The sequence below is a fragment of the Cyanobium sp. BA20m-p-22 genome (assembly GCF_024346275.1).
In the GTDB taxonomy this organism is placed as follows: Bacteria; Cyanobacteriota; Cyanobacteriia; order PCC-6307; family Cyanobiaceae; genus Cyanobium_A.
Map to the genome: position 1 here is coordinate 1 of NZ_JAGQCQ010000058.1, position 14741 is coordinate 14741.

At 62.3% G+C, this 14741-nt stretch carries 26 protein-coding genes and 6 pseudogenes; 10 read left to right on the forward strand and 22 right to left on the reverse strand.

Translation table 11 applies throughout. From position 1 onward, the window contains the following. Nucleotides 1-130 (reverse strand): annotated as a pseudogene (locus KBZ15_RS06845) (GDP-mannose 4,6-dehydratase); the annotation flags it as partial. Nucleotides 131-394: 264 nt separating this feature from the next. Here KBZ15_RS06845 and KBZ15_RS06850 point away from each other — a divergent pair. Further along, a complete protein-coding gene (locus KBZ15_RS06850) occupies nt 395-676 on the forward strand; it encodes a hypothetical protein (RefSeq protein WP_255014454.1) in 282 nt (93 codons plus the stop codon). Beyond that, nucleotides 663-983 (forward strand): hypothetical protein, encoded by a 321-nt coding sequence (locus KBZ15_RS06855; RefSeq protein ID WP_255014455.1) that lies wholly within the window; start codon nt 663-665, stop codon nt 981-983. The genes KBZ15_RS06850 and KBZ15_RS06855 overlap by 14 nt, the downstream gene beginning before the upstream one ends. Nucleotides 984-1124: 141 nt before the next feature. On the opposite strand, the pseudogene KBZ15_RS06860 reads toward KBZ15_RS06855, so the two are convergent. From KBZ15_RS06860 to rfbB, 4 genes and pseudogenes are all read right to left on the reverse strand, one after another. Continuing rightward, a pseudogene (locus KBZ15_RS06860) lies at nt 1125-1430 on the reverse strand (GDP-mannose 4,6-dehydratase); the annotation flags it as partial. A gap of 18 nt (nt 1431-1448) precedes the next feature. After that, entirely contained in the window at nt 1449-1667 is a 219-nt protein-coding gene (locus KBZ15_RS06865; protein ID WP_255014457.1) for a DUF5615 family PIN-like protein, read from the reverse strand. A gap of 95 nt (nt 1668-1762) precedes the next feature. Next, a complete protein-coding gene (locus tag KBZ15_RS06870; RefSeq protein WP_255014458.1) occupies nt 1763-1993 on the reverse strand; it encodes a DUF433 domain-containing protein in 231 nt (76 codons plus the stop codon). 260 nt (nt 1994-2253) lie between these two features. Next, nucleotides 2254-3372, reverse strand: coding sequence for a dTDP-glucose 4,6-dehydratase (gene rfbB, locus KBZ15_RS06880; protein ID WP_255014461.1), 1119 nt, complete (start codon nt 3370-3372; stop codon nt 2254-2256). Nucleotides 3373-3557: 185 nt separating this feature from the next. Here rfbB and KBZ15_RS06885 point away from each other — a divergent pair, with 185 nt between their 5' ends. Further along, the gene (locus tag KBZ15_RS06885; protein WP_255014462.1) at nt 3558-3881 is read left to right on the forward strand and encodes a hypothetical protein; all 324 of its coding nucleotides are present in this window, start codon (nt 3558-3560) and stop codon (nt 3879-3881) included. Between the two features lie 187 nt (nt 3882-4068). Then, the gene (locus tag KBZ15_RS06890) at nt 4069-4278 is read left to right on the forward strand and encodes a type II toxin-antitoxin system HicB family antitoxin (protein WP_255014464.1); all 210 of its coding nucleotides are present in this window, start codon (nt 4069-4071) and stop codon (nt 4276-4278) included. Between the two features lie 237 nt (nt 4279-4515). Here KBZ15_RS06890 and KBZ15_RS06895 read toward each other — a convergent pair. The 3 genes and pseudogenes from KBZ15_RS06895 to KBZ15_RS06905 all read right to left on the reverse strand — a co-directional run. Further along, nucleotides 4516-4623: pseudogene (locus tag KBZ15_RS06895) on the reverse strand (NAD-dependent epimerase/dehydratase family protein); the annotation flags it as partial. A gap of 75 nt (nt 4624-4698) precedes the next feature. Then, complete coding sequence (locus KBZ15_RS06900) at nt 4699-5118, reverse strand: PIN domain-containing protein (protein ID WP_255014465.1); 420 nt, start codon at nt 5116-5118, stop codon at nt 4699-4701. Continuing rightward, a complete protein-coding gene (locus tag KBZ15_RS06905; protein WP_255014466.1) occupies nt 5115-5435 on the reverse strand; it encodes a type II toxin-antitoxin system Phd/YefM family antitoxin in 321 nt (106 codons plus the stop codon). Before KBZ15_RS06905 ends, KBZ15_RS06900 begins: the two co-directional genes overlap by 4 nt. A gap of 520 nt (nt 5436-5955) precedes the next feature. Between KBZ15_RS06905 and KBZ15_RS06910 the strand changes: the two genes are divergently transcribed. Both KBZ15_RS06910 and KBZ15_RS06915 read left to right on the forward strand, forming a co-directional pair. Next, nucleotides 5956-6189, forward strand: coding sequence for an AbrB/MazE/SpoVT family DNA-binding domain-containing protein (locus tag KBZ15_RS06910; RefSeq protein WP_106502755.1), 234 nt, complete (start codon nt 5956-5958; stop codon nt 6187-6189). Then, complete coding sequence (locus tag KBZ15_RS06915) at nt 6189-6575, forward strand: PIN domain-containing protein (protein ID WP_254932169.1); 387 nt, start codon at nt 6189-6191, stop codon at nt 6573-6575. Before KBZ15_RS06910 ends, KBZ15_RS06915 begins: the two co-directional genes overlap by 1 nt. 42 nt (nt 6576-6617) lie before the next feature. On the opposite strand, the gene KBZ15_RS18635 is transcribed toward KBZ15_RS06915, so the two are convergent. The 8 genes and pseudogenes from KBZ15_RS18635 to KBZ15_RS06955 form a co-directional block, all read right to left on the reverse strand. After that, nucleotides 6618-6752 (reverse strand): ATP-binding protein, encoded by a 135-nt coding sequence (locus tag KBZ15_RS18635; RefSeq protein ID WP_254932168.1) that lies wholly within the window; start codon nt 6750-6752, stop codon nt 6618-6620. A gap of 75 nt (nt 6753-6827) precedes the next feature. Continuing rightward, the gene (locus KBZ15_RS06920; protein WP_254932167.1) at nt 6828-7409 is read right to left on the reverse strand and encodes a hypothetical protein; all 582 of its coding nucleotides are present in this window, start codon (nt 7407-7409) and stop codon (nt 6828-6830) included. Nucleotides 7410-7444: 35 nt separating this feature from the next. Continuing rightward, nucleotides 7445-7819, reverse strand: a pseudogene (locus KBZ15_RS06925) (GDP-mannose 4,6-dehydratase); the annotation flags it as partial. A gap of 60 nt (nt 7820-7879) precedes the next feature. After that, complete coding sequence (locus KBZ15_RS06935) at nt 7880-8266, reverse strand: DUF5615 family PIN-like protein (protein ID WP_315859858.1); 387 nt, start codon at nt 8264-8266, stop codon at nt 7880-7882. 11 nt (nt 8267-8277) lie between these two features. Next, on the reverse strand, nt 8278-8880 hold the full coding sequence (locus KBZ15_RS18535; RefSeq protein WP_255014468.1) for a DUF433 domain-containing protein: 603 nt from the start codon (nt 8878-8880) through the stop codon (nt 8278-8280). Between the two features lie 137 nt (nt 8881-9017). Further along, nucleotides 9018-9538, reverse strand: a pseudogene (locus tag KBZ15_RS06945) (GDP-mannose 4,6-dehydratase); the annotation flags it as partial. A gap of 390 nt (nt 9539-9928) precedes the next feature. After that, nucleotides 9929-10348 (reverse strand): type II toxin-antitoxin system VapC family toxin, encoded by a 420-nt coding sequence (locus KBZ15_RS06950; protein WP_255014469.1) that lies wholly within the window; start codon nt 10346-10348, stop codon nt 9929-9931. 3 nt (nt 10349-10351) lie between these two features. Further along, complete coding sequence (locus KBZ15_RS06955; protein ID WP_255014471.1) at nt 10352-10609, reverse strand: type II toxin-antitoxin system Phd/YefM family antitoxin; 258 nt, start codon at nt 10607-10609, stop codon at nt 10352-10354. An 83-nt stretch (nt 10610-10692) separates the two neighbouring features. Here KBZ15_RS06955 and KBZ15_RS06960 point away from each other — a divergent pair, with 83 nt between their 5' ends. After that, on the forward strand, nt 10693-10917 hold the full coding sequence (locus KBZ15_RS06960; protein ID WP_255014473.1) for a hypothetical protein: 225 nt from the start codon (nt 10693-10695) through the stop codon (nt 10915-10917). Then, entirely contained in the window at nt 10917-11300 is a 384-nt protein-coding gene (locus tag KBZ15_RS06965) for a type II toxin-antitoxin system VapC family toxin (RefSeq protein ID WP_255014476.1), read from the forward strand. The genes KBZ15_RS06960 and KBZ15_RS06965 overlap by 1 nt, the downstream gene beginning before the upstream one ends. Before the next feature lie 4 nt (nt 11301-11304). Here the strand turns inward: KBZ15_RS06965 and KBZ15_RS06970 are convergent, their stop codons facing one another. Next, nucleotides 11305-11742, reverse strand: a complete 438-nt coding sequence (locus KBZ15_RS06970; RefSeq protein WP_255014477.1) for a hypothetical protein — start codon at nt 11740-11742, stop codon at nt 11305-11307. 32 nt (nt 11743-11774) lie between these two features. Here KBZ15_RS06970 and KBZ15_RS06975 point away from each other — a divergent pair, with 32 nt between their 5' ends. Further along, entirely contained in the window at nt 11775-12017 is a 243-nt protein-coding gene (locus tag KBZ15_RS06975) for a type II toxin-antitoxin system Phd/YefM family antitoxin (protein WP_254931133.1), read from the forward strand. A 5-nt stretch (nt 12018-12022) separates the two neighbouring features. After that, nucleotides 12023-12433, forward strand: coding sequence for a type II toxin-antitoxin system VapC family toxin (locus KBZ15_RS06980; RefSeq protein WP_254931149.1), 411 nt, complete (start codon nt 12023-12025; stop codon nt 12431-12433). 278 nt (nt 12434-12711) lie between these two features. Here the strand turns inward: KBZ15_RS06980 and KBZ15_RS06985 are convergent. The 5 genes and pseudogenes from KBZ15_RS06985 to KBZ15_RS07005 all read right to left on the reverse strand — a co-directional run. Then, a pseudogene (locus tag KBZ15_RS06985) lies at nt 12712-13068 on the reverse strand (GDP-mannose 4,6-dehydratase); the annotation flags it as partial. Nucleotides 13069-13166: 98 nt separating this feature from the next. Continuing rightward, entirely contained in the window at nt 13167-13460 is a 294-nt protein-coding gene (locus tag KBZ15_RS06990) for a hypothetical protein (protein ID WP_254931134.1), read from the reverse strand. Continuing rightward, nucleotides 13457-13723 carry a hypothetical protein gene (locus KBZ15_RS06995; protein ID WP_254931135.1) on the reverse strand — a complete coding sequence of 89 codons (267 nt, stop codon included), beginning with the start codon at nt 13721-13723 and terminating at the stop codon, nt 13457-13459. Before KBZ15_RS06995 ends, KBZ15_RS06990 begins: the two co-directional genes overlap by 4 nt. Before the next feature lie 114 nt (nt 13724-13837). Continuing rightward, nucleotides 13838-14071 (reverse strand): hypothetical protein, encoded by a 234-nt coding sequence (locus KBZ15_RS07000; RefSeq protein ID WP_255014479.1) that lies wholly within the window; start codon nt 14069-14071, stop codon nt 13838-13840. Further along, nucleotides 14052-14672 carry a HupE/UreJ family protein gene (locus tag KBZ15_RS07005; protein WP_254931136.1) on the reverse strand — a complete coding sequence of 207 codons (621 nt, stop codon included), beginning with the start codon at nt 14670-14672 and terminating at the stop codon, nt 14052-14054. Before KBZ15_RS07005 ends, KBZ15_RS07000 begins: the two co-directional genes overlap by 20 nt. Nucleotides 14673-14741 lie beyond the last annotated feature (69 nt).

Here is a 14741-nt window from a genome sequence, read left to right on the forward strand (position 1 = left end):
CCAGGTGATCACTGGCCGCCTTGCTGGCCGAATAGGGGCTGCGCGGGTCGTAGGGGGTGGTTTCCGAGAAGCGGCCCTTGGCGCCAAGGGAGCCGAACACCTCATCGGTGGAGATGTGGTGGAGGCGGAAACCAGCTGCAGGTTTTGCGGGCACAAGTGGTGCCGAAATCCCGGGGCCACTGCGGCTGGATTCCCTGTTCAGGCGGTCTGCCCTGCCGGCTCAGGGGGCAGCCCTACCGCGCCGTGATTGGCGCCTTCACCACCCGCAGTAGCAGGCGCAGTTTGCGCTCATGGCGTTTCAGCCATGCCAGCGCCCAGCCATGGGTCTGCGCCGATCCGCCTTTCGTGCCGCACCAATGCTAATATTTAGTGCATTACTCGTGGAAGAAGCGTGATGGCAGTCGCCGACCGCTCAGCTGCGCTCAAACTTGTTGGCGGCAATGGCCAGATTTCCCTGGGAAAGCGCTACGCCGGCCGTCATGTGCTCGTGGAGGAAACTGAGCCGGGCGTATGGATCGTGCGTACGGCCACCGTGATTCCAGACAACGAGAGCTGGTTGCATGAGGCGGCGGCCGCATCCGATCTCCAGGCTGCAATGGAATGGTCGGCCAGCCATGAGCCAACCGATCTGGATCTGTCCGAAACCCTGAAGCGTCTCGGCCATGGCGACGCCTGACGCGACGATCAGGCTTGATATCAACAACCCTGTCTTTCAGGACAATCTGCTGACGCTCCAGAAGAATGAGCGTCATGCAGCCCTGGACACTCTGAGCAAGATCCGAAAGTTGACCTGGAATCAGCTCTATCGCGATCATGGGCTCAAGTGGGAAAAGATCACAAGCATCAAACCTCCCAAAGGTATCGACGTTGTCTATTCGCTGCGGATCACCAAATCACGTCGAGCGACAGCTCATCGTGATGGTGATTTCCTTCGTCTCTTGACGATTGCTCCAGATCACGATGCCACTTACGGCAAGGCATGATCTTTTCAACGCAGAACACATCGCCTTTGGAGATGGGTTGGACCTTGTGCCGTGGGGCGAGATGTGAGGTGGGCCTTAGCTTCGTAGTGAGATCCAGCCTCCATCACCACGCGACCAGCCCTGGTTTGACCAATATTCAAGCTAGCTTTCGGCCTGCCGGTCAGCTTTGGCCTCCCTGGCGTAGGTGTTGTGCCAGGCGCTCACTAGGTGATCACTGGCCGCCTTGCTCGCTGTATATGGGCTGCGTGGGTCGTAGGGGGGGTGGTCTCCGAGAAGCGCCCCGTAGCCCCCAGCGAACCAAACACCTCGTCGGTGTTGATGTGGTGGAAGCGGAAGGCGGATCGCCTGTAGAAGCTGAAAGGTGCCGCTCACATCGCTCTCGATGAAGTCCCCCGGCCCCTCGATCGAGCGGTCCACATGGCTCTCCGCCGCCAGCTGCAGCACTAGGCCGGGAGTGAATTCTGTTCAGGTTGCGGGTCGCAATAGCAGGAATCCGGCCTCCGGGTGGGAGCAGAACCGCTCGATCGACTCCGCTTGCTGCAGCAACAGGATCGCCGTGGCGGCATTGCTGGCATTGCCGATGGCCAGACACACAACCTTGGGCGGACATCCCCGGGTCACGCTGAGATCGAGGAAGTCCTCATCTTTGGTCACCAGGACCAGGCCCTCTTGGCGGGCGCCCATGGGTGGAGCTCGGAAACCGTTCCATCAGCAGAGGCAACAACCGTTCTGAGAGGTTTTCGTCCAGCAGCAGCTGTGGTGAACTCACGCTGGCCTGCCTACACCGCCGCTGCGCTAGTGATCAGCCGCTTTTCGCGCTCCGCCGCAAAAGCGAAACAGGCCAGCACATCCTCATGGGTGAGCTGGGGGAAGTCCAGCAGCAATTCAGCTTCCGCCCTGCCGGCTGCCAGGACGCCGAGCACATCGCCGACCGTCAACCGCGTACCCCTCACGCACGGCTTGCCGAAGCGCACTGCGGGGTCAATGCTGATTCGCTGAAGCAGGTCCATGGTCAGAGAGTAAGAGGATTTCCGGGGTCTTTCCGCGGAAGCATGAGCCAAAGGCGCACCCGGAGGCTGCGGGCTGACGGCCTCCGCCTCAACAGCCACCACTTGAACACCCACAAAGTCCGGTTCACTGGTGAATCACCCTCCACCTCCAGGTAGAGCGCAATGGCCTCCTGAACACGCTCCATCAGCTGGTCCAGGGATTGCGCCTGGGTGTGGCAGCCAGGCAGAGCCGGCACAAACGATAGGGGCCTCTGCCGGGATCAGTTCGCCCCGGCCGCCGCCAGCACCCCCAGCCGGCCGCCGCTGTAGCCGCCCTGCTCCCGAACCCGCCGGCACCACTCCTGCTGCCCCAGGTACCAGCGCACTGTTGCGGCCAGACCCTCCTCAAAGCTATGGCGCGGCTGCCAGTCCAGCTCGCTGCTGATCCGGGTTGGATCAATCGCGTACCGCCGGTCGTGACCAGGGCGATCCGTCACCGGCGTGATCAGGCGGCTGTGGGGGGCACCAGCGGGCAGCAGGTCATCGAGCAGATCGCAAATCACCTCCACCACCTGCTTGTTGGTGCGCTCCCCATGGCCTCCCACGCAGTAGCTGCGGCCCAGCTGCCCCTGGGTTGCCGCCAGCAGCAGCGCATCCACGTGGTCGTCCACATAGAGCCAGTCGCGCACGTTGGCGCCATCGCCATAGAGCGGAATCGGCTCGCCAGCCGCTGCCTTGAGGATCACCACCGGAATCAGCTTCTCGGGAAATTGCCAGGGGCCGTAGTTGTTGCTGCAGTTGGTGAGCACCACCGGCAGGCCATAGGTGTGGTGCCAGGCGCTCACCAGGTGGTCGCTGGCGGCCTTGCTGGCTGAGTAGGGGCTGCGTGGGTCGTAAGGGGTGGTTTCCGAAAAGCGGCCCGTTTCGCCAAGGGAGCCGAACACCTCATCGGTGGAGATGTGGTGGAGGCGGAAGCCCACCTGGCGCTCGGCCGGCAGCTGCTCCCAGTGGGCGCGCACCGCCTGCAGCAGGTGGAAGGTGCCGGTCACGTTGCTATCGATGAAGGCGGCGGGGCCCTCGATCGAGCGGTCCACGTGGCTCTCTGCCGCCAGGTGCATCACCAGGTCGGGGTCCGCCTGGCGTACCGCTTCTGCAGTGGCGGCGGCATCGGTGAGATCCACCTTGAGGAGCTGGTGGCGTGCCTCGGCCTGGGGCAGCGCCTCGATGCTGGTGAGATCGCTGGCGTAGCCGATCTTGTCGAGGTTGAACACCAACGCCTCGCTCTCGGCCAGCAGGCGCCGCACCACGGCGCCACCAATGAAACCGGCGCCGCCGGTCACCAGGATGCGGCGGCGGCCGGCCAGGAGGGCGGGAAGGTTTGGCGGGCTGATTTCAGACATGGGCGGAGGCGTACGCATGTACTAAGCTGGTGGTTGTCGGAATTGGGGCGGGCTGCTTAGGGTGAATGAAGCTTCTGGGGATCTGGATGCACCACTGCCTTGGTGGCGGCTGGGGTTCGACGGCACAGCAGTTCTGGAGGCCGTTGTTGGCAGTGTTGTTGGCCTGATTGCTCTTTTCTCCTCCTATGACCACGTCAACCTCCCCCACCGCCAGCTCCCTCTCCAGCAGCAATGGGGTGTCTGGCTCATCGCTGCCTCCCTTCCGCTCGTTTTTGCGGATGCTCAACTGGCGGCGCGATCCCGCCAGAGAGATGCGGCTGAAACAGCTCGAGAGCGAAATCGAGCAGCTGAAGAAAGGCAGAGTGCAGATCGAGAAAGAAATCGATCAGCTGAAGAGAGACAACGCGTTGCTCGAGTGGATGCACTCCGAAATCGACTTGATCGAGGCCGACTTGCCTTCCAGCTCGACCCCTCCCCCATCAATCGCCGCACACTCCAGCGACTGTTGAGTCTGCTCAACAGTCCAGCGGTGGCCCAGCTGTTTCGCGGTTAGGGCCTGCCACATCCTCTAGGAGCGGGCCCAGGGCCTGGCCCAGCTGGCCGGCGGCGCCGGTGAGCAGGATTTTCATGCGAACACCTCCCCGGCGTGCTGATTAGGCTTGAAGCAGTGTTTTTGATCCAACTGAGGCTGCGCCTGTGAGCACCTACACCGCTGTTGTGAAGCAGGACGGCGACTGGTGGATCGGCTGGGTGGAAGAGTTGTCTGGCGTGAACGCCCAGGAGTCAACGCGTGAAGAACTGCTTGCCTCTCTGAAGGTGGTGCTGCAGGAAGCTCTGGAGATGAACCGCGCTGAAGCCCGTGCTGCTGCAGGTAGCTCCTACGAGGAGCTAGCACTGGCCCTGTGAAGCGCCGCGATTTATTGCGCCATCTCAGCCAGCACGGTTGCACTCTTTTGATAGAAGGCGGCATTTGCTGCAGCCGGCGATGTTGGTAGACATCGACGATGAGGAGCTGTTCTTTGTAAGCAAGCGTGAAGCCCGTCAGCGGCACGTCCCAAGCCGATCCAATAGCAGGCTTCTAAGTTCGGATGCAATCTGAAGGATGAAAGCCAGATCAATCTCAGGCTCGGGTTCACTGGGATTGGCCAGCAGCAGCGCATCCACGTGGTCCTCCACATACAGCCAAACGTCCACATTCTGCCCATCTCCATAAAGCGGTATCGGCTCGCCGGCGGCCGCCTTCAGGATCACTGGGGTTGCCCGCGTCCGCCATGCGGATCGAGCAGCTGCTGTCCCTTTGCGTCCGGCTGAACGGTGGATTTTGCGTCAGGATAGTGAGAACCAATTCAGCACATCTAAGCCCTCAAAGGCTTCGAAATCGGCGGTATTGCGCGTTACCACCACCAAGGCCTGTGTTGCGGCGATGGCCGCGATCTGGCCATCCGCAAACGGCGGACGCAGACCCCTGGCATCCAACCTGGCGCGCTGCTCGCCATGCCACAGAGCAGCCTTACCGTCGTAAGGCAACACGGTGAGGCCACTGGTCAACAACCCCTGCAGATAGCTGTTGAGCCGTTGCTGCTTTCGCCCGGAAGGCAAACGGTGGATCCCGTAGCTCAGTTCGTGGATCACCACGCTGGCCGTATGCAAGACATGCTCTTCCGATTGCAGCTGTGCCATAACAGCCGGATCTGGCAGCTCTCGCAGGGGTTCAGACAGCACATTGGTATCCAGCAGCACGTTCATCCGAGCTGCACCTCCCTGCCCGTTGAGCGATCGCGCCAGGCTTCGATCTCCTGTGTGCCGCCTGGGCCTGAGTCCAGGGGCCAATCATCGGCATGGCGCCCATGGGCAACTGCACGCCAATCCGCGATGGCAGTCCAGACGCCTCGTCTTGACTGGTGGCCCTGCAATGAGGCGTAGGCCTCCTCGGAGATCAGAACGGCCACAGGCTTGCCATGGCGTGAAATGTGAACCACCTCGCCTGTTTCCGCCGCCTGCACCAAGCCGGCCAAGTGGGTTTTTGCTGTCGATAGAGACACCGCCTGATCCACCGCGTCCATCCTTGGAGTTTAGACCGGAATTCTAGTCTGATTCGAGGGTGTAGGCCTTCAGCCATGGGCGGCCGGCCGGCTGCAGGTGGTCATGGCTCTTCAAACCAATTCAGCAGTTGCAATCCGTCAAACGCCTCTAAATCCCTGATGTTGCGCGTCACCAACATGAGGCCCTGCGTTGCGGCGATCGCAGCCTGCTCGGCTTTGCTTTGCCGGGTGAAAGCACCTACATGCCGGCGTGAGCTCCATCAGGGTCAGCCCTGAAAGATCGAGTCGCTGACGGGCTTGCCAGAGGTCGTGGCTGTCCTGCATGGCAAGCCAACTTTCGGCACTGCGCCCCAGCACCCGCGACAACCGCAGCGCCACCTGCCGGATGGAGAGCGCGCATGGCTCGAGAACCACCCTTCGCAGAGTGCAGGTCCGAGCGTTGCAGCCGGAGCTTGCACTCATGGCTCGCCGCCATCCCCGACGCCGCCATCCCCGACGCTGAATTACCAGATAAGATGCTGAGTAATTCAGCCGATTTGACATGAGAAGCACAATCACCTCCCGCGGCCAAACCGTGATCCCCGCCGCGATTCGCGAGCGCTTTGCCCTCGGGCCCTCCCAGCGGCTGGAGTGGTTGGTGGAGGCCGATGGTTCAATCCGCGTGGTCCCAGTGGCCGCCTCCCCCATTCAGGCCTTTCGCGGCCAGGGGAAACAAGGGGGCTCCTCCCGGCGGCTGTTAGCCGATCGACAAGCCGATGCCGCCCTGGAGGCCTGATGTCCCGTTTCTGCCTCGATACCTCAGCCCTGCTCACCCTCCGTGATAACGAGCCCGGCGCCGATCGCGTCGTCCAGCTGCTGGAAGCGCCTGTGCGATGCGTGGCCTGTTTCATGACCCGCATGGAGGTGCTCTGCCGGGTCTGGAAAGATGAAGGCGAGCGGGCTGGCCGCCTGGCCTATGAGCAGCTCCAGGCCTTGCCGATCGACTGGCTGGAGGCCACCGAGCCCCTGCTGCTGAGCGCAGCTGAACTCAAAGCCAGCCATCGCCTCTCCTTGGCCGATGCCTGGATTGCGGCGGCGGCTCTCCAGTGCGGCGCCACCCTGTTGCACAAGGACCCGGAGTTTCAGCCGATCGCCGGCCTCGATCAGGAGTGGCTGGGGTGAGCAGCGCCCGTTCGACACCAGCAGCCGTCTGCTCCGCGTCAATTACGTAGGCGGGTCGCTCTGATCGCTGGAAACCCTTGCTGCGGCTTGTTTTTGCCGGTAGCTCTCGCCCTTGATGCCCACGATGTGGCAGTGGTGCACCAGTCGGATGGAGAGCGCGCACGGCTCGAGAACCACCCCTTCGATGAATTCCCCGGGGTGGGGCGGATGTGCATCACCATGGGGATGAGTTTGTTGGGGAGACGATCTGATTCACCTGGCGGAGCGTTGCTGTAGGTCGCCATTCACGAACTGATGCAGGATGCTGCTGATCAGGGTCTGATAGGGAATGCCCGCTTGCAATGCCCTTGTGCGGATCGCCTGGAGATCGCCGCTGGAGAGGCGAATGTTGATGCGCTGATCCTTCTGTCCCGTCGCTCTTGCGGATTCACGTAGACCCTCCAGGAGGGAAGACGTCGCCACACTGAGCATTGCATCGTGCTCAAAATCATCGAGTAGCTGCTGTTCCTCGGCGTCGAGCTGAACTATGGATGTTGTGTCAGGCACGCTTCCACCAGGGGAGGAGTCGTTGTTGTAATGACGCTGGGCTTTGCGGCTGGGGATGATGGTCTTCAGGAACAGATGGTCGTCTGCTTCCACGTAGGGCACAAGATGCACGTAGCCGTTGATTCGGACAACCAGAATCCGCTGGCCTGGGTAACGAGCCTGGCTTGGATGTTCCAGCACATCCAGGATTTCTCCGGCTTCAATAGCGACCACAACCGCCTCGAAGCAAATCTCTCGTTCGGCAATGAGATGGGCATTCTTCTCCGGACTCCAGGCGAACGGCTTCATGCGCCAAGCCTAGCCATCCTGTGTGCCTTATGTCATCAGGGGTGCCTGTCCAGCCGGCCGTCGCCATAGCCGGCCCGATCGCGCACCTGGCTGCACCAGTCGAGGTTCTCGAGATACCAGCGCACCGTTGCTGCCAGGCCGGCTTCAAAGCTGTGGCGCGGCTGCCAGCCGAGCTCGCTGCTGATCCGGGTTGGATCAATCGCGTAACGGCGGTCGTGACCAGGGCGATCGGTCAACGGCGTGATCAGACGGCTGTGGGGGGGGGTACCAGCGGGCAGCAGGTCATCGAGCGCACTGCAGATCGCTTCCACCACCTCTTTATTCGTGCGCTCCCCATGGCCTCCAACGCAGTAAGCCCGTCCGGGGGTGCCTTGGGTGGCCGCCAGCAGCAGCGCCTCGGTGGCCGCTTCCCCAGCCTCAGCCCACCTGCGCTCTACCGGCAGGTGCTGCAGGTGGCGGGGGGTTGAGGGTCAGTTGACGTGTTCTGGCGGGATGGCATGCAACAGGCATGCCCCTCCCTCCTGCACCTCCAGAACGTGATTGATCAGATCGCCGTTGCAAACTTGTTCGGCAAAAGTCAGGGCTGTTTTCAGGCGATCCCATTGCAGCGCTGCGCTGAGTTCAGCCTCCCTGAGCGCAATCACTCCGGGATGCAGATCCACCCCCGCGGCCAGGGTGATGAAGTCACCCACATTTACCGTCACCACCACCTGGTCTTGAGAGAAGGCAGTCGCAAACACGGCCGCATCCGGTGCACCAGGCAGCCCCACGTGGACCACAGCTTCAGCCGGTACGCCAGATTCACAGGCCCAACGCGCCAAGCGTGGGCTCAGGTTTTCATCAATCAAGAGCTTCAAGGCGCTGGTGCTCAGCCGCGCTGGAAGCGCAGTGCCTTACGCGGGCGCCCGGGTGGCTTGGGTATGCGGGCCAAAATCTCCGCGTAGTCCAGCGCGGTGCGGCTGAGCTGGGAGAAGTCTTCCTCCAGCTCTGTGCGGGCGACGCCAGCACGCAACTGTTCCACCACAACGGCCAAGGGAATACGCGTGCCGCTGAATACAAGCTGCCCCGAGCAGATCGCAGGATTGTGCTCCACCACACCTTGGGGCCGCTGGAGCAGCCGATACCGGTAGCGCAGCTCCCGGCTCACCATGGAGAGATCCATGCTCAACGGCACGGCGCCGCGCATCACCAGCTGGCCTTCCCGGCGCAGCCAGCTGCCCTGCGTCGGCCTGCGGCGGCGGCCAAACGCCATGAAGATCTCGCGTTTTTGCTCGGGTGTCAGCCGCACGCCCTGTTCACCCAGGCAGCCCACCACCCGGAAATACAACAGCTCGCGAAACCCCATCGCCTCGCCCCCGCGCAAGGGCTGCTGGGCCACTTGCGCCAGCACCCGCCTAAATTCCTGGTGCAGCTCCTTGGCATCGGCGCCGATCAACGCCGCTCCAGCCGCAGTGGTTAGGCGAGCAGCCACGAACGCAACTCCAAAATCAACTTCACGCTGAAGCCTAATTCTTGTTTTGCGGGCGTGCGACCTGGGTTCGGTTCTGGTTGTTGCCGCCAGCACCCCCAGCCGGCCGCCGCTCTAGCCGCCCTGCTCGCGCACCTGACGGAACCAGCGCGCAGCAGGTCATCGAGCGCACCGCAGATCGCTTCCACCACCTGTTTATTCGTGCGTTCCCTGGCTGTTCCGTTTGAACCAGATCCGCCTATGCAGTAGCTCATCCGCGTGGTCTTCCACATACAGCCAGTCGCGCATTTTGGCGCCATCGCCATAAAGCGGAATCGGCTTCTCGGGGAATTGCCAGGGGCCGTAGTTGTTGCTGCAGTTGGCGATCACCAGCGGCTTTGCTGGCCGAATAGGGGCTGCGCGGGTCGTAGAGGGTGGTTTCTGAGAAGCGGCCTGTGGTGGCCAGGGAGCCAAACACTTCCTCGGTGGAGATGTGATGGAAGCGGAAGGCCGCCTGGCGCTCGGTGGGTAGCTCCTCCCAGTGCGCGCGTACCGCCTGCAGGAGATGAAAGGTGCCGGTCCCATGGCTCTCGGCCGCCAGGTGCAGCACCAGATCGGGATCGGCCTGCTGCACCGCTACCGCGGTGGCCTCAGCGTCGGTGAGATACACCCGGACGGGCTGCTTAGGGTGGATGGAGCTTTTCGGGATCTGGGTACCTGGCCGCCCTGGTGGCGCCTGGGTTTTACGGCAAAGCCCTGCTGGAAGCCGTCGTCGGCAGCGTTGTTGGCCTGATCGCTCTTTTCTCCTCCTAGGGCCACATCTCCCTCCCCCAGCGTTGTCTCCCTTCCGCTCGTTTTTATCCGCGTCGTGTAATACGGCACGCCATTTGGGCGCGATGCTCAACGGGCGGCGCGATCTCGCCGCCGAACGGCGCAGGAATCAGCTCGAGAGAGATCTCGCGTTGCTCGACTGGATACACTCCGAAATCGACTTGATCAGGGCAGACTTGCCGCCTGAACGCACAATCGCCGCAAACTCCAGCGGCTGTTGAGCCTGCTCAGCTGAGCCTGCTCAATATGCCAGCTTCTCTTGCCAGGGGTTGATCGTCGCCACGCCCGTGGGCGTGAAGTGCCGCAGGTTGCGTGTCACCACCGTGAGGCCCCGCTCCAGCGCCGTAGCAGCGATCAGCAGGTCTGCTCCGTCGTGGCCGATCTCGGCAGAAAGCAGGCCCCAGCGGCGCACCACCCCCACGTCCACCGGCAGCAGCCGATCGCCATACAACCGCAACAGCTGATCCAGCCATCCGGCCAGCTGCTGGGCAAAACCGTTATCGCTGGTGCGTTTTCGGGCAATGCCCCGTTCGATCTCGCCGATACTCACCACACTCAAAAAACAGTCCTCCGGGCGCTGCCTGCCAATCCAGGCCACCACCCCCGGATCCCGCCTGCGCAGTCGCAGCTCGGAGAGCACCATCGTGTCAATCAGAAACATCAATCAGGAACACGGGAAATCCCTCGGCGTGAGCGGCATCCGCTCGAAGCCCTCGTCGTCCTGCGGCATCTGCAGCAACAGTTCGTTCAGCGATGGCGCATTTGCCACATCGAGGCGCTGCAGCCGCTGGTAGTCCTCGGCCGAGAGCACCACGCTCACCCATTTGCCGCGGCACGTCACCTTCTGAGGCTCGCCCCGGGCGGCCGCATCTACCGCACTGAAGCGGTTCTTGGCGTCCTGCAGGGTCCAGGTGGCATCCATGTTTGTAGTGGCTAGCTGATCTGGCTAGCTCAGTGGCCAGCGATCAATGCTGGCCCTAGGCTGCTAGCAGCTGGCAAGCTGTCATGACGCGCACCCTCTATATCCGTCACGTCCCAGACGACATAGCCGAACGCCTGGAACGGCTTGCCAGCCGCGCGGGATTGCCGTTGAGCACCTTCGTGTTGCAGGAGCTCAGCGAATCAGCCCGGCGTGCTGACAACGCCGAGCTGCTCCAAGCGTTGCCCTCGGTTGAGATTGACCCAGCCGAGCTGCTCGAGGTCTTACGCCAAAGCCGCGCTGAACACTGATGGTGGTGGTGGATGCCTCGGTTCTGGTGGATGCACTGTTGATCGATGGCCCTGCTCGTGCCCGGCTTGCGGATGTCAATCTCCAGGCACCAGACCTGATTGATGCCGAGCTGCTCTCGGTGCTGCGCCGCCTGGTTTTAGCTGGTCGAATACCTGAGCAGCACGCCCTGCGAGCTTTAATCACCAGCCAGCAGCTCGGCATGCGTCGACATGTCAGCCGCCACCTATGGCCGCGGGCATGGGAACTCCGTACCAATCTCACCGCCTACGACGCGCTCTACGTCGCCCTAGCCGAACAGCTGGGCGCCACCCTGCTCACCGCCGACGCCCGTGCGGCGCGGGCTCCCGGCCTGCTTTGCTCCGTGGAAGTGATGAACCCATGAGCGTTTACATCGAAGATTCTGGGCCCGCAGATTGTTCGAGCACTTGGTGAGTGCCACCGGCAGGCAGGCCGTAGGTGTGGTGCCAGGCGTTCACCAGCTGGTCGCTGGCCGCCTTGCGCGGGTCGTAAGGGGTGATTTCCGAGAAGCGGCGCTCGGATGGCAGCTGCTCCCAGTGGGCGCGCACCGCCTGCAGCAGATGGAAGGTGCCGGTCACGTTGCTGTCGATGTAGACGAAGTCCGGCGAGCTCATCGAGCCGTAGGCGGCGGGACCCTCGATCGAACGGTCCACGTGGTTCTCGGCCGCCTGAGGCAGGGCCTCGATGCTGGTGAGATCGCTGACGCAGCTCCACTTGTCGAGGTTGAACACCAGCACGTCGCTCTCGACCAGCAGGCGGCGCACCACGGCGCTCGGCGGGATATCTGCAGCACTTCCCCAAGCCAAGTAAACTAGTTCAATAACCAGCTCAAAAGGCTATGGAGCGTTCCATCGGCGCCTTTGAGGCCAAATCCCAGCTCTCGCGGCTGCTGCGGGCCGTGGAGCATGGCGAGCACTTCACGATCACTGTTCGGGGTAAGCCCGTGGCCGACTTGGTGCCCCACCAACATCTCTCCAGCCATGGCGTAGCCGTAGCCATCGAGGCGATGCAGGCTCTCCCGCTTATTCGCGGCGTCCAAGATGCCGACCTGGCGAACTTCGTGGAGGAGGGGCGACGTTGACCCTCGTGATTGATGCCTCCATGGCCCTGGCCTGGATGTTTGAACGTGAGCAAGCCAGTGACGCAGAAAGGGCCAGCAGACTCCTGGCCGCTTGTGGTGAGAAAGCCTGGTGGGTGCCGGGCCTCTGGCATCTTGAAGTGGCCAATGCGCTGGTGGTAGCCGAGCGGCGCGGTGTCATCGCCCAGAGTGCCAGCGATCTATTCCTGGCCAGGCTCCGCAGCTTGCCGATCTGCACGGATGCAGAAGACACCAGGGAAGTCCAATCCAGGGTGATCCTTCTGGCCCGTTCCCATAACCTCTCTAGTTATGACGCCACCTACCTGGACTTGGCTCTCCGGCTCAGCGCAACCTTGGCCAGCTTTGATCGCCGGCTGATGCAATCAGCCGCAGACCAGGGCGTAATCATCTACCAGTAACTGGAGCGATCTTTGGCTGCGCGATCCCAGGACCCATTACTGGACTCGCGTAAGTGACCGTAAAACCCATTTAGCTAGCTGGTTTTGTTCATTTCAAACATTGGACAGCGGCTCGCGCCTCAATACAGACCCTTTGAATACCCACAAAGTCCAGCTCACTGGCTGAATCACCCTCCACCTCCAGGTAGAGACGGCACAGTTGCCACAAAAAAACCTTCGCTAGCGCTCCACCACCACATTGAAACGGCGCGTCATTCCTTTCCAGCATTCGTGATGCCGCCGCCAGCACCCCCAGCCAACCGCCGCAGTAGGGCATCCACGTGGTCTTCCACTAACAGCCAGTCGCGCACGTTGAGGCCATCGCCCGGGATCAGCTTCTCGGGAAACTGCCAGGGGCCGTAGGTGTGGTGCCACGCGTTCACCAGGTGTTCGCTGGCCGCCTTGCTGGCCGAATAGAGGCTGCGCGGGTACCAGGGGGTGGTTTCCGAGAAGCGCCCCGTAGGCCTCAGCGAGCCAAACACCTCGCCGGTGCTGATGTGGTGGAATCTGTTGGTGCGCAAGATCTGCAAGCGGCCCACGCCATTTGGCTGATCGGCATGAGCCGCTAGAACACGCGTGTTTGTGGTCACCGAGGTCGATCAAACGGCTGTTGTGGCCCACTACGCCTGGTGAATGCCGAATCCGAGCAGATCCTTGGCTTCTATGAGCACCTGATGCCGGCCGGCGCTGGCGTTCATCGATAGGCCGAATCGTGATCAGGGTGAAGGGAGAGCAAGCGCAACCATGGACCATCGCGCCAGGCGACGGCCCGGCAGCTGCGCGAGATGCGCATCGAGTAGAGCCGTTGACCGTCTGGCCCTTGGCGGCTCTGGATCAATTCCCAATGCAGGCCTTTGCTGGCTTGGATCTGCTCCCAAGTCATCGCCTGCAGGAGTTTGAGTGTCTTGAAGACAGCCCAGGCGTCCGGTTTGTTGAGCGCGAACAAATTGGCCTGGAATTCGGGGTTGTTGAAATCCAGCTGAATCACGTGCCGCTTAGGTGCTGCTCCAGCGCCTCGAGATCAGCAGGGCTGGATGGTTCGGTCATGGCCAGCAAAGCCCGATCAAGCCGAGCAGATGATTCCGGCTGATGGAGCCAGAGTTCAGAATCTGGAATGGTCTGCGCTGTCTTGATTACCCACACGCCAGGCTCGCTGCTGTCGATCAACACGGTGCGCCCCGCGTACTCCTTACCAAGGGAGATCTGGCCGCTCGCGCCGACCTGCTTTGCCACCAGCCGCGAGCTGTTCATGCCAGTACCGCTTTCATGCCAACCTAGCGAGACGCTGACTGGAATCTGGCCACTTGAGTTGAGGTGGTGGATGCTTCGGTTCTGGCAGATGCTTCGGTTCTGGTGGAGGCACTGTTAATCCACGGCGCCGCCAGCGCCCGGCTTGCGGAAGCCAACCTCCAGGCCCCAGACCTGATTGATGCCGAGCTGATCTCGGTGCTGCGCCGCCTGGTACAAGCTGGTCGACTGCCTGAGCAGCACGCCCTGCGAGCTCTGATCACCACCCAGCAGCTCGGCCTTGCGTCGACGTGTCAGCGTCGGTCGCCCCCTGCCAAAAGACTGGGATCCTTCAACCGGCCAAAAGGCCAACTTGGCCTATGGCAAGTAGGCCTCCGATCGCAATCAAGGTGATTGCTGCTGCCTTGGTAAGGGATGGGGGCAGTTTCTTCAGGAGCAGGCAGGTCCCAGCGCACACCAGGGCAGAACTGAGCAGGGCGCCACTCCACCAGATCAAGGTATTGCCCTCTTGCGGGGCCTCCAGGCCATGGAGCATGGCGTGAATGGCAACCCCTGAGCCAACTACTGCGCCAACCACTGCGCGCCTGATGCTGATCGGCCCATTGGCGTCGGCCGTCCCGACGGCCTTGCCTGCCAGCAGGCTCAAACCAGCCACCGCAGAAATGGAAAGTGCCGCCATAACTTCAGCAGAAGGAAGATTCAAGCCAGCCAGACCGATGGCCGCGCCGAGAACTGCCCCCGCCAGCGCCCAGACCAGCAGGCGGGCAGAGATCAGGGAGGCGGCGGTGCCCACGGCCATCAACATGAACAGGTGATCGAAGCCGAGCAAGGGGTGGGTTAAGCCACCCAGGGCCCCACCAGCGGCGGCGCCATGGGCAAGGACGGGACTTGTGTCCAGCAGCATGACTGCACCTGCTGCGGTGGCGATCAGGGGGGCGGTGAAGCGTTTCATGGGTTGTCTCGGTCCGCGCCGAGGACGATGGTGAGCAGATGACGGTGAGTGTTCTGGCTCAGGGGGCAA